The sequence below is a fragment of the Zhongshania aliphaticivorans genome (assembly GCF_902705855.1).
GTDB lineage: Bacteria > Pseudomonadota > Gammaproteobacteria > Pseudomonadales > Spongiibacteraceae > Spongiibacter > Spongiibacter aliphaticivorans_B.
Map to the genome: position 1 here is coordinate 267,636 of NZ_CACSIJ010000014.1, position 14,111 is coordinate 281,746.

A 14,111-nucleotide genomic window follows, 5' to 3' on the forward strand; every position below is an offset into this window, starting at 1 on the left:
CGGGGTGGGTGCAGGGTATTTTTTTGGGGCGAAAATGACCAATATTTCACAGTATGCGCCAATACGGTGCAAGCAAACACCTAAAGATTGTGAACGACGGTGTTAATTGTTTGGTCGGTAAACCATTACGTTGATACTGCTTTCAGCGACAGTTTTACCGTTGCTGTCGATAATAGCGGCGCTAATCTGATGTTGCCCGCGGGGGATTCGGGGGATAGATGCGCTTGTTGAGGACCTACTGCTGATAATGCGGCCATCGAGGCTAATACGTATTTGCTGGTCTTTGCGAAGTGCTTGATCAGTTTTGATATTAACCGTGGTTGGAACAAGGCCATTGGGGATGATGGCGCCGTCGCTGGGGGAGCTTATTTGGATGCCGTTGATATCTAAGTTGATGGCTTTAGATGGTTTTCGTTTTGCTTCGTTAATATCTACTGCAGGTGTAGTGTTAATACTAGGAAGTGCCATAGGTGTGGGCGAGCTGCCTTTGGGGGCTTTATCAGAATACACCGTGTGACCATTTTCATCGATGTAGCGGTATATTTCCTTGTTTTGGGCGTGGGTGCACAGGGCAAAAAGGCAGCTAAATAACAGTATATATCGCATATTTATTCCAGTGCGGCGAATACGATACCAATGATGTCGCGATAACGCATTTGCTACAAGCATAAAAAAACCCGCCAGCCGGCGGGTTCTCTTAAAGCGCTAACAAGTATTACACGCTGTAGTACATGTCGAACTCAACTGGGTGAGTTGTCATGGCTAGGCGTTCTACTTCTTGTGACTTCAGTGCAATGTAAGCGTCGATAGTATCGTCGTCGAATACACCGCCAGCCGTTAGGAATGCACGGTCTGCGTCAAGTGCTTGCAGAGCTTGATCTAGGCTAGAGGCAACAGTTGGGATTGCTGCTGCTTCTTCTGCTGGAAGGTCGTAAAGATCTTTGTCAGCAGCATCGCCAGGGTGAATCTTGTTTTTGATACCGTCTAGGCCAGCCATCAGCAATACCGCAAACGCGAGGTATGGGTTAGCAGATGGATCTGGGAAGCGCACTTCGACGCGACGTGCTTTTGGGTTTGGTACAAACGGAATGCGGATTGACGCAGAGCGGTTACGCGCTGAGTAAGCCAGCATAACAGGTGCTTCAAAGCCAGGAACCAGACGCTTATACGAGTTAGTAGAGGCGTTGGTGAAGGCGTTGATAGCGCGAGCGTGCTTGATAACACCGCCAATGTAGAACAGGGCGGTTTCAGACAGTCCACCGTAAACGTCGCCAGCAAATAGGTTTGTGCCATCTTTGCTTAAAGACATGTGGACGTGCATGCCGCTGCCGTTATCACCAACAATAGGCTTAGGCATGAAGGTCGCTGTTTTGCCGTAGGCATGAGCCACATTGTGTACGCAGTACTTAAGAACCTGTACTTCGTCAGCTTTCTTAACGCAGGTGTTAGGACCAACGCCAATTTCACATTGACCGGCAGTACCGACTTCGTGGTGATGTACTTCAATGGTCAGGCCCATATCCGACATGGCGTTACACATAGCGCCACGTAGATCATGGAGGCTGTCGACTGGTGGTACAGGGAAGTAGCCGCCTTTAACACCTGGGCGGTGACCTGTGTTGCCTTCTTCAAAGTTGTCGCCAGATTTCCATGCTGCTTCGTCAGACGCGATGGAGTAGCTAGCGCCTTCCATTGCCACTTTCCATTTTACGTCGTCGAAAATGAAGAATTCAGGCTCTGGTCCAAATAGTGCGTTGTCAGCAATGCCGCTTGAGCGCATATAGTCTTCAGCGCGCTGAGCGATAGAGCGTGGGTCACGGTTGTAGCCCAGCATGGTAGAGGGTTCTACGATGTTGCAGCGGATGATAATAGTGGATTCTTCTGTGAATGGATCTAAAACAGACGCAGAGTCATCTGGCATAAGAATCATGTCTGATTCGTTAATGCCTTTCCAGCCAGCAATCGATGAACCGTCAAACATTTTGCCGTCTTCAAAGAAACCGGCGTCAACTTCGGTTGCCGGAATGGTGACGTGCTGCTCTTTGCCTTTTGTGTCGGTGAAGCGCATGTCTGCCCATTTCACGTCATTGTCGGCGATTAACTTCAGAGTGTTCTCTGACATTATGTACGTCCTCCAGAATAGAGAGTCTGTTAAAGATTCGGCTAGGCCGAGTTGATGGTGATTATATTCGCAATGCATTGTGCCGCATAGCGGCGCAATCTGTGAACCGGAAAAGCAAAATTTATGCCGTTAAATTGTAGTTGCGGTGTTAGCTAAGAGATTTCCTGATTAGGCGCGTGATAAATGATTGTGCGTAAATTGAAAAACAATGGATTATTTTGGTGCGAAAACAGATTTTGTGGTCATTATTGGTGCGTTTTGCTCTATGGGCTGCGTCGAGGGCGGGGGGCGGCTATAATAGCCGCCCATTTATTGATGCGGCCCCTAAATGAAATTTATCGTTAAGCTGTTCCCCGAGATCATTATTAAAAGTAAGCCGGTGCGTAAGAAATTTACCCAGCAGCTTCGGGACAACCTCCGTAAATTGCTTTTACCACTCGATCCAGAGCTGCTTATCGTGCGCGATTGGGACCGCATCACGCTGGAAACTCACAGCGCTGATCCTTTGGTATTGCAGGGCTTCGTTACCGTGTTGAGCCAAACCCCGGGGATAGCCCATGTCATTGAGGTGGTGGAATATCCACTACTTGATTTACATGACATTTATGAAAAAACCCGCGATGTGGTGGGTGATAGCTTGCAGGGCAAGAGCTTTGTGGTTCGTTGCAAGCGAGTTGGTGCGCACGATTTTAATTCCAGTGAAATTGAGCGTTATGTGGGCGGTGGCTTGAACCAGCACGTTGAGTCGGCGGGGGTGGATTTACATAACCCTGATGTCACCGTGCGTATTGAGGTACGCAATCAGCACTTATATATCGTAAAGCGTCGCCTAGAAGGTTTGGGTGGTTTTCCGCTGGGCACGGTTGATGCGGTGATGTCGCTGATCTCCGGTGGTTTTGATTCCACGGTGTCTAGCTATATGACGATGAAGCGCGGCATGCGCACGCATTTTTGCTTCTTTAACCTCGGCGGTCGTGAGCACGAGGTTGGTGTAAAAGAAGTGGCGCTGTATTTGTGGCTTAAATACGGTGCGTCGCATCGAGTTAAGTTTGTCAGTGTGCCCTTTGAGGAGGTGGTTGGCGAGATCCTCAAAAATGTCGAGAATTCGCAAATGGGGGTTATCCTCAAACGTATGATGTTGCGGGCGGCGTCCGACGTCGCGGCCCAGTTAGACGTGCCTGCGCTGGTGACCGGCGAGGCCGTTGCACAGGTTTCCAGCCAAACACTGCAAAACTTGTCGGTTATCGACCAAGTGACCGATACCCTTGTGCTTAGACCGCTGATCACGATGGATAAGCTCGACATTATTAAAATTGCGGCGCAAATCGGCACCGAAGAGTTTGCGGCTAATATGCCCGAGTACTGTGGTGTGATATCGGTGAAACCAACCACCCGAGCCAAGCCAGAAAAGATTGCCGCGCAGGAAGCGAATTTTGATTTCTCCGTGTTGGAGCGCGCAATTGCCGCCGCAGATTTCATTAATATTGATCAGCTAGCCGACGAAGACAAAATCGTAGTCGACGTTGAGGTCCTGTCTATTCCTGTGTCGGGGTCGGTAATACTGGATGTGCGCCATCCAGACGAAGTAGATCGCAAGCCATTAAAGCTGATCAACGCTGAAGTGCAAACTGTGCCATTTTACGAATTGCATCGCGGCTTTGCAGAGTTAGACCAATCCCGCATTTACCTGCTTTATTGCGAGAAAGGTGTGATGAGCCGCTTACACGCCTCGCACTTGGTAGAACAGGGTTTTAATAATGTGAAGGTGTATCGTCCATCATGAAAACACCATCAATTCCGCCATTATTCGACGTGATGATTTCGCCGCGCTGGGCTGATCAAGACAGTATGGGGCATATTAACCATGTGCAGTATTTTCGGTATCTCGAAGAAGCCCGAGTGCAGTGGATGGCAAATACCGGCTTTGGCATGGGTCAAGGAAACGAATTGTCTGGGATGATCGTTGCAGCAATTGGGCTTAATTTTCGCAAAGAGTGGCATCACGACAAGCGCCTTCGCGCTAAGGCGTGGGTGGCGCATATTGGGAATAGCAGTTTTCGCTTGGTGCAGTCTTTGTACTCAGAAGATGGTAGTGAATTAGTTGCCGAAGGGGAGATTACCTTGGTGTGTATCGACGCCAAGCATCGTTCGGTGGCAATAGCTGACACCGAACGAGCTCAGTTGCAAAAATGTGTATTGGTTTAGCAGTTTATTTGTTTGCTGGGGCGCCCAAATTCAGGTTGTAGAATTTAAAGTGCTGGTTTTCTAATGTGAGTGTGGCGGTCATGATCGCGCTGCCGTGCTCAAAGCGCACATTGCTGCTATAGCTGAGTTTGGGTGGGTGGTTAAGAATAGATAGAGCACCACTTAGGCGTGAGAAAATCGGCTCGTCCATGTCGGTGAAGGCGCCTAAGTGCCGATAGCTTGCGGTTAATTCTTGTAGTTGCTGATCGCTAACCTCGTCTAGTGTTTCTTTTCCTAGCTCCGATTTTAAGTCGTCAACGTCCCAGCTTGAAATTTTTTCAAGCGAGGCTTTTAAATAACGATCTGCGTTCGTTTTGTAGTGATCCTCCACTTCGCCGCTGTAGTAATAGAGTCCGCCAAAGCCGAGCAGGCCAGAGATAACAAATACATTTAGAGTGATATTGCGCACAGAGTGGATCCCGTTTAGATAAGTTTAAGGCTGTTTAAAAATACAAGAATAATACCGATGGGGGCGAGGTAGCGCAGTACAAACCACCAGCATTTAAAGAGCGTGCCTCGTCCCATGCCGAGTTCGTGAGCAGCGGTATCGCGGGGCAAGATTCTACCCACAAACAGCGCAATCATTAGTCCCCCAAGTGGCAGCATAATATTGGCGGTGAGATAGTCGAGAGCGTCAAAGACCGCACTATAGTAAATGCATGCTATGCCGCCGAGCCAAGCAAGGCTGGTAAATCCGAATGTTGATAGCGGGCGTTTGATGCCGTATTTCTCGAGCCAAGCGACCCCTGGCTCGATTAGCGATATTGAAGAGCTAAGTGCGGCAATACTGACCAAGGCGAAGAAAATAGTGCCAAAGAACTGGCCGCCAGCCATATTTGAGAAGGCGATTGGCAGGGTGACAAACATAAGGCCGGGGCCTTGGCTTGGGGTGAGGCCGTTGGCAAATACCAGTGGAAACATGGCCATGCCGGCAACAAGGGCAATAACAGTGTCGAGGGCGGCGATGGTTAAAACGGTTTTCCCGATAGAGGCTTTGCCAGGGAAATAGGCGCCATAGGCCATAATCGCGCCCATGCCTAGGCTCAAGGTAAAGAAGGCGTGACCCATGGCGACTAAAACGGCTTCACTTGTCAGTTTGCTAAAGTCGGTGTCGAACATGAAATGTAAGCCGGCGCTAAAGTCGCCGTTTATCCAGCTATAGCCCAGTAGCAGTAGTAAAAAGCCGAAGAGTATCGGCATTAAAATATCGACGGATTTGCCAATGCCATTAGTAACGCCACCAGCAACAATCGATGCGGTAATTAAGCAGAAAATGCTGTGCCAGAGAAGTTGTTCAGATGGATTGCCAAGAAGTTGAGAGAAGTTTAGCTCTATCGTTGCAGTAGGTGCCTGAAGATAGGCGCCGCTCAAACTTTGGGCAACGTAGTCTAGCGCCCAACCGGCAACCACACTGTAAAACATCATAATCATCAGTCCGGCCAAAATACCAATGGCCCCGACTGCGCCCCAGTTGGCGCTTCTGCCCGCAGCTTTCCCCATTTTACTCATACTGTGGACTGGATCGCTGCGGCCAGCTCTGCCGACCATGATTTCTGCGATCATCACCGGTATGCCGATGGCTAGAATGCACGCCAGATATACCAGAACAAATGCGCCGCCGCCGTATTCGCCGGTAATGTACGGGAATTTCCAAATATTACCGAGACCGACAGCAGAGCCGGTGGCAGCAAGAATAAAAGTCCAGCGGCTCTTCCATGTGACATTGGTGGTCATCGTGATTGGCATCCGTAGCGGAATGTAGTCAGCTTTTATTTGATTGTAACGGCTATCGGCATTATGCCCAAGAGGTGCTTGTCATTGAGCAATTAAGGGTCATTAGGTGGTGCTATGCCGTTAACTTTTGCTTGTTAGCTGTAAAATGCACGGCATAAATCATGTGCTTGGCTAATAAACCCGCTATAATCGCGACCTTATTTTAAATGGCGAAATTGCCAGCCCCGCTATTTGTGTGTATGCCTGCGTACACAGTAGCAAAAATATCCATTCGGAATTTCTAAATTATGAGCGAAGTCAGTAAGTTAAGAAACGTTGCTATTATCGCCCACGTTGACCACGGTAAAACCACACTAGTGGATAAGCTGTTGAGTCAGTCGGGAACCCTTGACCGCCGCAACCAAGATTCCGAGCGGATCATGGACTCCAACGATCAGGAGAAAGAGCGTGGTATTACCATTCTTGCGAAAAACACCGCAATCGAGTGGAACGGCTACCGTATCAACATCGTTGATACCCCTGGTCACGCCGACTTCGGTGGTGAGGTAGAGCGCGTTCTGTCGATGGTCGACAGCGTGTTGCTGTTGGTTGACGCGGTTGATGGTCCTATGCCGCAAACGCGCTTTGTAACCCAAAAGGCATTTGAGCAAGGCTTAAATCCAATTGTGGTAATAAACAAAGTAGACCGCCCCGGTGCTCGTCCTGACTGGGTAGTTGACCAAGTATTTGATTTGTTTGACCGCCTTGGCGCGACAGACGAGCAGTTAGACTTCCCTATTATGTTTGCTTCGGCAATTAATGGTGTGGCCGGGTTGGATTTTAATGACCTCGCTGAAGATATGACTCCTTTGTTCCAAATGATTGTAGACAAAGTGCCGACGCCAGAAGTTGATGCTGTTGGTCCACTGCAAATGCAAATTTCGGCTCTTGATTACAATAGCTACGTTGGTGTAATTGGTGTTGGCCGTATTACTCGTGGCACGATGAAAGCCAATGATCAGTTGGTTGTGGTGGGTGCTGACGGTAAAACTCGTAAGTGTAAACTGCTAACCGTGATGGGTTATTACGGCCTTGAGCGAGTTGAAGTGCCTGAAGGCAAAGCCGGAGAGATCGTTTGTGTAACCGGTATCGAAGGCTTGAACATCTCTGACACCTTATGCGCACCTAGTCACCCAGAAGCGCTGCCGCCATTGAGCGTAGATGAACCAACCGTGAGCATGACCTTCCAAGTAAACGATTCTCCGTTTGCTGGTAAAGAAGGTAAGTTTGTTACCTCGCGTAATATTCGCGACCGCTTAGATCAAGAGTTGATTCACAACGTTGCATTGCGCGTTGAGCCGGGTGAGACCCCAGATAAATTTAAAGTGTCTGGTCGTGGTGAATTGCACCTTTCAGTACTGATTGAAACCATGCGTCGTGAAGGTTTCGAAATGGGTGTTTCTCGCCCAGAAGTAGTACAAAAAATGGTTGATGGTGTGGTTCAAGAGCCTTTTGAGCATGTTGTTATCGACGTTGAAGAGCAGCACCAAGGTTCGGTCATGGAAGAGCTTGGCTTGCGCAAAGCCGAAATGACCAATATGGAGCCAGACGGTAAAGGTCGCGTAAAACTTGAGTTTATCGCTCCAGCTCGCGGCTTGATCGGTTTCCGTGGCCAGTTCCTGACCATGACCTCTGGTAGTGGCATCATGACCACTGTCTTCGATCACTACGGTGAAGTGAAGGGCGGTGAATTGGCTGGCCGTCAGAACGGTGTTCTGGTTTCTATGGTTGGTGGTAAAACCCTGAGCTATGGCTTATTTAATTTGCAGGATCGTGGCCGCCTTTTCTTGGGCCATGCTGCAGAGGTTTACGAAGGCCAGGTCATCGGTATTCACAACCGTAGCAACGACCTAGTCGTTAACCCAACCAAGGCTAAGCAGCTGACCAACGTGCGTGCGTCTGGTACCGATGATGCGCTGACCTTGTCACCGCATATCAAGCATACGCTAGAGCAAGCGCTTGAATTCATCGAAGACGATGAGCTGGTAGAGGTGACGCCAAAGAGCATTCGCTTACGCAAAAAACTGCTGAAAGAGAACGAGCGCAAGCGCGCTAAGTAATCTTGCTCAATCTAACGGCTGTCAATGACAGCCGTTTTTTTATCCCCCTATTTGAGTACATACCGATACGCCAGCGACTGCGCTACACTGAATAGGCGCAATTCTCTTATTGGTTATCGCTATGCTTACTTTGTATCCAGATATAAAGCCCTATAGTACCCACCGTTTATCGGTGCAAGCCCCCCATATACTCTATGTAGAAGAATCCGGAAATCCCGATGGCATTCCTGTGCTCTTTGTTCATGGCGGCCCTGGTGCTGGGTGCAGCCCACGAGCGCGCTGCTTTTTCGATCCTGAACGGTACCGAATAATTTTATTTGATCAGCGCGGCTGCGGTCGTTCTGAGCCTCATGCCTGTTTAGACGATAACTCTACATCCGCGCTCATCTCAGACATGGAGCACATTCGGCAGTATCTAAACATTGATAAATGGGTGTTGTTTGGTGGTTCTTGGGGTTCCACTTTGAGTCTCGCTTATGCGCAGGTCTACGCTGATCGGGTGCAAGCATTGATATTGCGCGGCATATTTTTGTGCCGCCCCAGAGAGCTGACTTGGTTTTATGCCGAGGGTGGCGCGAGCAGAGTGTTCCCCGATTATTGGCAGGATTTTAATGACTGCGTTACGCCGCGTGATGGGGAAAATCGAATACAAGCCTATCATCGGGTGTTGCATGGCGAGAATGAAGTGGCGAGGATGTCGGCCGCAAAAGCATGGTCACTATGGGAGGCTCGCTGTTCAACACTGCGTCCACATCACGATGTCCAAGATCATTTAATGGATGCGCATACCGCCGTCGCGATGTCGCATATAGAAACCCATTACTTTGTTAATGACGCGTTTATGGAAGAAAATCAGCTGCTCAATAATATGGCGGCGATAGAGAATATCCCTGGAATTATTGTGCACGGCCGCTATGACATGATCTGCCCATTAGAGAGTGCGGTGGAGCTTCATCAGCATTGGCCAAGTTCTGAACTGCATATTATTCGCGACGCAGGCCACTCAGCCTTTGAGGCAAGTATTGCCGATGCGCTAGTGAAAGCGAGCGATGATATTGCCGATTTACTGACTGACGGCGAGCTAAGTTATTAATTTTTTAAGTATGAAATAGTAAAAGCAGAGGATGAATGAAAGCATTATTACAACGCGTGCGCAGAGCAAGCGTAGAGGTAGAAGGGCAGTGTGTAGGCGAAATTAAGCAAGGTTTATTGGTGTTTCTGGGTTTAGAAAAAGAAGACAGCGAAGAAGCGGTAACAAAGCTAATTTCACGAATCTTGGCGTATCGCGTGTTTGCCGATGAGCAAGAGCGCATGAATAAGTCGGTTGCGGATATTGCAGGTGGCGTTTTACTGGTGTCGCAATTCACCTTGGCGGCAGATACCAAAAAAGGATTGCGCCCCGGCTTCTCTACTGCCGCCGNGCCCGTCCGCGCAAAGCAGTTATACGAATTTGCTTTAGCTGAATTGACCAATAAGCACCCTGAGGTTGCCAGCGGTGAATTTGGTGCCGATATGCAAATTAGTTTGCTAAACGACGGCCCCGTTACCTTCTTGCTAGAGGCGTGACGATATAGAGTTTTTAAAATAGTTCATTATTTTTATAGCATTGGTATTAATGCACCGCCGTCATATTCTTAGGAACTGTTTACTTAAACGCAGTCTAAATCGCTATCTACACTATGGAGAGCGAAAATTATGCTAAACAAAAAAATGCTATTACTTGCCGCAGGCGTTGCCGGTGCAATGTCAGCAGGACCATTATTCGCGAAAGATTTTAGTTATACCTATGTTGAAGGTGGCTTTGCAGATGTTGAGGTCGACAATCAAGACGCTGATGAATTTTATGCTGGCGGTTCTTTAGCCTTAGATAGAAATATTTTTGTTCGCGCAGATATTGGTAATCTTGATTTCAACAGAAACCAAGAGTTTGATACGGTCAGTATTGGCGTTGGTCATCCTATGAAAATGTCTGATCGTACCGACTTGGTGGCGTCATTAGATTACAGTTTTGCCGAATCTGAAAGTACGAATTCTGCTTTGGATGATATTGATATCGACACCTTAACGGGTGGTGTAATGTCACGTACTTGGCTTACCAATAATATCGAAGGTAATTTAAGCGCAGGCCTAGCTTACCAAGATGTGGATGGCGATTCTGATGCCGGTGCAGTATTGGGAGCAGGTTTGCGGGTTTACATCGTGCCGCAGTTTTCGGTAGCCGGTAATATTAGCCGCAGTTTTGTGGGTGATTACGATACTGATTCAGTGGGTATTAATGCGCGTTTGCAGTTTTAAACACGTAAAACTCAGTGCAGTAAATTAGAAAAGGGCGCAATGCGCCCTTTTTTGTGTCTGCTTGTTTTAGAGTGATGGCCGCTGCTGAAAGCGCTGTTTTTTACGGTATGGGAATACATCGGCAACATAGCCATTGCGAATGGTTTCTTGTAATCCCTGCCAGTAAGCTGGGTCATAGAGATCGCTGTGCAGGGCGTCGAATACTTTTTTGGCGCGCTGGTTTCCAGAGAAAAATAATCTAAATTCTTCAGGAAAAACGTCTTCGGGTTTTACTTCGTACCAAGGCTGGGTTGCCATGGCTTGCTCGTCGTTTTTAGGTTCTGGCAGCTTGCGGAAATTACAATCGGTGAGCGGGCAAATCTCATCGTAATCGTAAAACACCACTCGGCCGTGACGGGTCACGCCAAAGTTTTTGAGTAACATATCACCGGGGAAAATATTACCGGCGGCTAGTTGTTTAATGGCATTACCGTATTCGCCCATCACGCTCTCTAGTTGCTGCTCGTCGCAGTCTTTGAGGTATAGGTTTAGGGGAATCATTTTACGTTCTATATAAACGTGCTTGAGTAACAATGCATTGCCGCTAACGCTAATTTTAGACGGCGCTTCTTTTTCAAGTTCGGCAATCAGTTCGTCAGAAAAACGGCGGCGATCAAAGGCCAAATTATTAAATTCTTGAGTATCTGCCATGCGACCGCCGCGATCCCAGCGCTTTACTAAGCTGTAACATTGGCGAACATGTTCTTGGCTCATGTCTTTGGGCGGCGTGAAACGGTCCTTTATAACCTTGTATACATAGCCGAAGTCGGGGCGGGTGAATACCAGCATGACCATGCCTTTGATGCCTGGCGCGATAATATAGGGCTCTTCGCTGCTGCTGGTGTCGTCTACGGCAAAGCGATAGAACTCGGTTTTACCGTGCTTAGGCATGCCGATAGCACTATACAGTTCGAAGATTTCTTTGTTGGGCATAAGCCGATGTAAGAAGGCGATGTACTCCGAGGGTATCGACGTATCGACCATGAAATAGCTGCGGCTAAAACTGAATAGAATAGAGATGTCGTCTGGGTCGTGTAATACCGTGTCGACGAAGATCGATTTATTTTCGCTGTGTAAAATAGGTAATACGAAGGGCATAGTAAAATCGCCGCTAACAATGCGGCCCACTAAATACGCCGCCTTGTTGCGGAAGAATAATGACTCCAATGTTTCTACGTAGACGTCTTTGTCTTTGTCGCGAATTTTGGGGATAAGCTCGCGATTAACCACTTCCATAATAAAGCCAACGTCACGTTGTTGATCTTCCCACGGAATATTAAATTCACAGTCGTCTAGCATTGACCGAACAATGTCTACGGCGTTGGCGCCGTCAAAACGGTAGCGCTTGAGTATAGAGTCGCTGGCAATGGGCGGGCGCTCTTGATTCGACGTTAATGCGAAGGTGTGTATGTCGCGAATTTTTTCGTGATCAAAAACAGAGCAATAAATCGAGTTGAAAAACGATTGAGCAATTTCGTAATTGTCGTGATTTTGGATTAGCTCGCCGTATTCTTGTTTGGCAATTTCCCAGTTGTCGCGATTCTCTACGCTGCCACCGGTGATCGTGTAGGCAGCCTCGGCCACGATCGAGCGTTTCTGTTTCCACAGCGCTAAGCGGTCGCGAATGGCTTTTTGTGCGCCGTGCCAGTCCGCTGCTTCAAAGCGAGCTTGGGCGCCCAGAGTGATGTTTTTGTATTCTGCAAAAAATGCATCAAAGCCATTCAAAATGGCCATGGCTAGCCGGCGAGTATTAGTGGTCACGTTGTGGTGTTGTCCTTGAGGCTACTGTTAGTTTATTGCGGTATGCAGTTTGACGTCTGAAGTCGGATGTCTGACGAAAAAGGAGCACGCATCGCTTGCTCTCATCACGCCTGTGATTGATTATTTCCCGACTTCCGACTTCCGACTTCCGACTTCCGACTTCCGACTTCCGACTTCCGACTTCCGACTTCCGACTTCCGACTTCCCTAAAGGAAGCAATCCGCCATGACTTCCATCGCTTCTGGCTGCGCGCAGTTAAGCAGCATGGAATTGACTTCGCCGCGTTTCGATGCGGCCTTCCAGTCGGCAGCGCGTTCACGAATACGGCCTTCTGGTCCAACTAAAGCAATTTCGTCTACCAGTGCGTCAGGTACGGCATTGCGGGCTTCATCTTTTTTGCCTGCTAAATATAAATCTTGTACTTGCTCTGCGGCGTCACCGTAGCCCATGCGAGAAGCATAGTCGGTGTAGAAGTTTTTACCTTTTGCGCCCATGCCGCCAATGTAGAGGGCAAGGAAGTCTTTGATGAAGTAACGGCAGCCGTCGATATTGTCGTCCATGATCACGCCGACAAAGGGGGCAACATCGAAGTCAGCTTTGTTGCGGCCGGATTTTTCTAAGCCTTTGGTAATACTGGGTTCAAGCACGGAATATTTTTCTGGGCTCATCCACACGGGGAAGACGCCGTCAGCGACCTCGGCCGACGCAGAAACACCGGCCGGGGTGATCGATGCGGTGTAAATGGGAATGCTTGGGTCGCCGTGCAAAATAGATTTTAAGGGTTTGCCAAGACCGGTTGCGCCAGGGCCCTTATAGGGCATTTGGTACATGCCGCCGTCGAATTCTACCGGGCCTTCGCGCTCAAAAATCTTTTTCATAATTTGAATATATTCGCGGGTACGGGTGACCGGCTTACCGTAGGGGACACCGTGCCAGCCTTCGACTACCTGCGGGCCAGATGCGCCGAGCCCAACAATAAAGCGTCCGCCAGAGAGTTGATCTAAGCTCATGGCGGTCATCGCACACATCGCAGGGGTGCGCGCTGGCATTTGCATAATAGCGGTGCCAACCTTAATTTTGCTGGTTTGCGCTAATATCCACGCAGCGGGAGTAACGGCGTCGGAGCCGTAGGCCTCGGCTGTCCATACCGAATCAAAACCGAGGGTTTCTGCCTGCTTAACGGTATCCATTGGCAGCGACAGTTTTGCGCCAGAATAGCCGAGTAGTAGTCCGAGTTTCATGTGCGTCTCCCGCATTTAGTTTTATTTTTAGTTAAGGTGAGGTCTTAAGGTGACAGAGTAGCTCATTTGCTGACTATAAGGCGTTCGCAGACACGATGATACCGCTTAGGTCGGCATAGAGGTATTCGCCGGGATTTATGCTGGTGCCACCAAATTCGAGTTGTACATCGCAGCGGCCATCACCTAGCTTTTCCGTTTTGCGGGGCACGCTGCCAAGGGCCATGATGCCGATGGGCATGGGGGCAATTTCTTCGACGTCACGAAGGTAGCCGTAAATCACAATGCCGGCCCAACCGTTATCTACGGCTGCTTTTGCAAGATTGTCGCCCAGTAGTGAGCGTCGTGGTGAGGCGCCGCCATCCACGACGAGTACGCGGCCATTTCCGGCTTCTTTTACGCGTTCAGCAACTTTGGAATTGTCTTCAAAGCATTTTATGGTGGCGATCGGGCCACTAAAATTTTGGCTGCCACCGTAATGACGAAAGGCGCCTTCTATTACACGGACTTTGTCGCCGTGCTCATCACAGAGGTCGGGGGTAGAGATAGTGCTCATAATGGCTCCTGCTAGGACGGGTG

General features: G+C 48.9%; 13 protein-coding genes. 6 read left to right on the forward strand and 7 right to left on the reverse strand.

The genetic code is table 11. The annotated features are described in order from the left end of the window. Positions 1-102 precede the first annotated feature (102 nt). Positions 103-606, reverse strand: a complete 504-nt coding sequence (locus tag GVJ32_RS13310) for a DUF4124 domain-containing protein (protein ID WP_159240588.1) — start codon at positions 604-606, stop codon at positions 103-105. A 109-nt stretch (positions 607-715) separates the two neighbouring features. Continuing rightward, positions 716-2,122, reverse strand: coding sequence for a glutamate--ammonia ligase (glnA, locus tag GVJ32_RS13315; RefSeq protein ID WP_159240589.1), 1,407 nt, complete (start codon positions 2,120-2,122; stop codon positions 716-718). 328 nt (positions 2,123-2,450) lie between these two features. Here glnA and thiI point away from each other — a divergent pair, with 328 nt between their 5' ends. Further along, on the forward strand, positions 2,451-3,905 hold the full coding sequence (gene thiI, locus GVJ32_RS13320; protein WP_159240590.1) for a tRNA uracil 4-sulfurtransferase ThiI: 1,455 nt from the start codon (positions 2,451-2,453) through the stop codon (positions 3,903-3,905). Beyond that, positions 3,902-4,327, forward strand: a complete 426-nt coding sequence (locus GVJ32_RS13325) for an acyl-CoA thioesterase (RefSeq protein WP_159240591.1) — start codon at positions 3,902-3,904, stop codon at positions 4,325-4,327. The genes thiI and GVJ32_RS13325 overlap by 4 nt, the downstream gene beginning before the upstream one ends. A 4-nt stretch (positions 4,328-4,331) precedes the next feature. Here GVJ32_RS13325 and GVJ32_RS13330 read toward each other — a convergent pair whose 3' ends face one another. Next, entirely contained in the window at positions 4,332-4,775 is a 444-nt protein-coding gene (locus GVJ32_RS13330) for a hypothetical protein (RefSeq protein ID WP_159240592.1), read from the reverse strand. A gap of 14 nt (positions 4,776-4,789) precedes the next feature. Further along, a complete protein-coding gene (locus tag GVJ32_RS13335; protein WP_159240593.1) occupies positions 4,790-6,100 on the reverse strand; it encodes a sodium-dependent transporter in 1,311 nt (436 codons plus the stop codon). A 287-nt stretch (positions 6,101-6,387) separates the two neighbouring features. Between GVJ32_RS13335 and typA the strand changes: the two genes are divergently transcribed. The 4 genes from typA to GVJ32_RS13355 all read left to right on the forward strand — a co-directional run bounded on the left by typA (position 6,388) and on the right by GVJ32_RS13355 (position 10,494). Further along, entirely contained in the window at positions 6,388-8,199 is a 1,812-nt protein-coding gene (gene typA, locus GVJ32_RS13340) for a translational GTPase TypA (protein WP_159240594.1), read from the forward strand. Positions 8,200-8,320: 121 nt separating this feature from the next. Beyond that, positions 8,321-9,292, forward strand: a complete 972-nt coding sequence (gene pip / locus GVJ32_RS13345) for a prolyl aminopeptidase (protein WP_159240595.1) — start codon at positions 8,321-8,323, stop codon at positions 9,290-9,292. A 35-nt stretch (positions 9,293-9,327) separates the two neighbouring features. Beyond that, positions 9,328-9,765 carry a D-aminoacyl-tRNA deacylase gene (dtd, locus tag GVJ32_RS13350; RefSeq protein ID WP_159240596.1) on the forward strand — a complete coding sequence of 146 codons (438 nt, stop codon included), beginning with the start codon at positions 9,328-9,330 and terminating at the stop codon, positions 9,763-9,765. Positions 9,766-9,894: 129 nt separating this feature from the next. After that, positions 9,895-10,494 carry an outer membrane beta-barrel protein gene (locus GVJ32_RS13355; protein ID WP_159240597.1) on the forward strand — a complete coding sequence of 200 codons (600 nt, stop codon included), beginning with the start codon at positions 9,895-9,897 and terminating at the stop codon, positions 10,492-10,494. Between the two features lie 66 nt (positions 10,495-10,560). Here the strand turns inward: GVJ32_RS13355 and aceK are convergent, their stop codons facing one another. From aceK to rraA, 3 genes are all read right to left on the reverse strand, one after another. Beyond that, positions 10,561-12,294: a bifunctional isocitrate dehydrogenase kinase/phosphatase gene (gene aceK, locus GVJ32_RS13360; protein WP_159240598.1), complete on the reverse strand. Its 1,734-nt coding sequence runs from the start codon at positions 12,292-12,294 to the stop codon at positions 10,561-10,563. Positions 12,295-12,500: 206 nt separating this feature from the next. Continuing rightward, a complete protein-coding gene (locus GVJ32_RS13365) occupies positions 12,501-13,535 on the reverse strand; it encodes an LLM class F420-dependent oxidoreductase (protein ID WP_159240599.1) in 1,035 nt (344 codons plus the stop codon). Between the two features lie 73 nt (positions 13,536-13,608). After that, the gene (rraA, locus tag GVJ32_RS13370) at positions 13,609-14,088 is read right to left on the reverse strand and encodes a ribonuclease E activity regulator RraA (protein WP_159240600.1); all 480 of its coding nucleotides are present in this window, start codon (positions 14,086-14,088) and stop codon (positions 13,609-13,611) included. Positions 14,089-14,111: the final 23 nt, after the last annotated feature.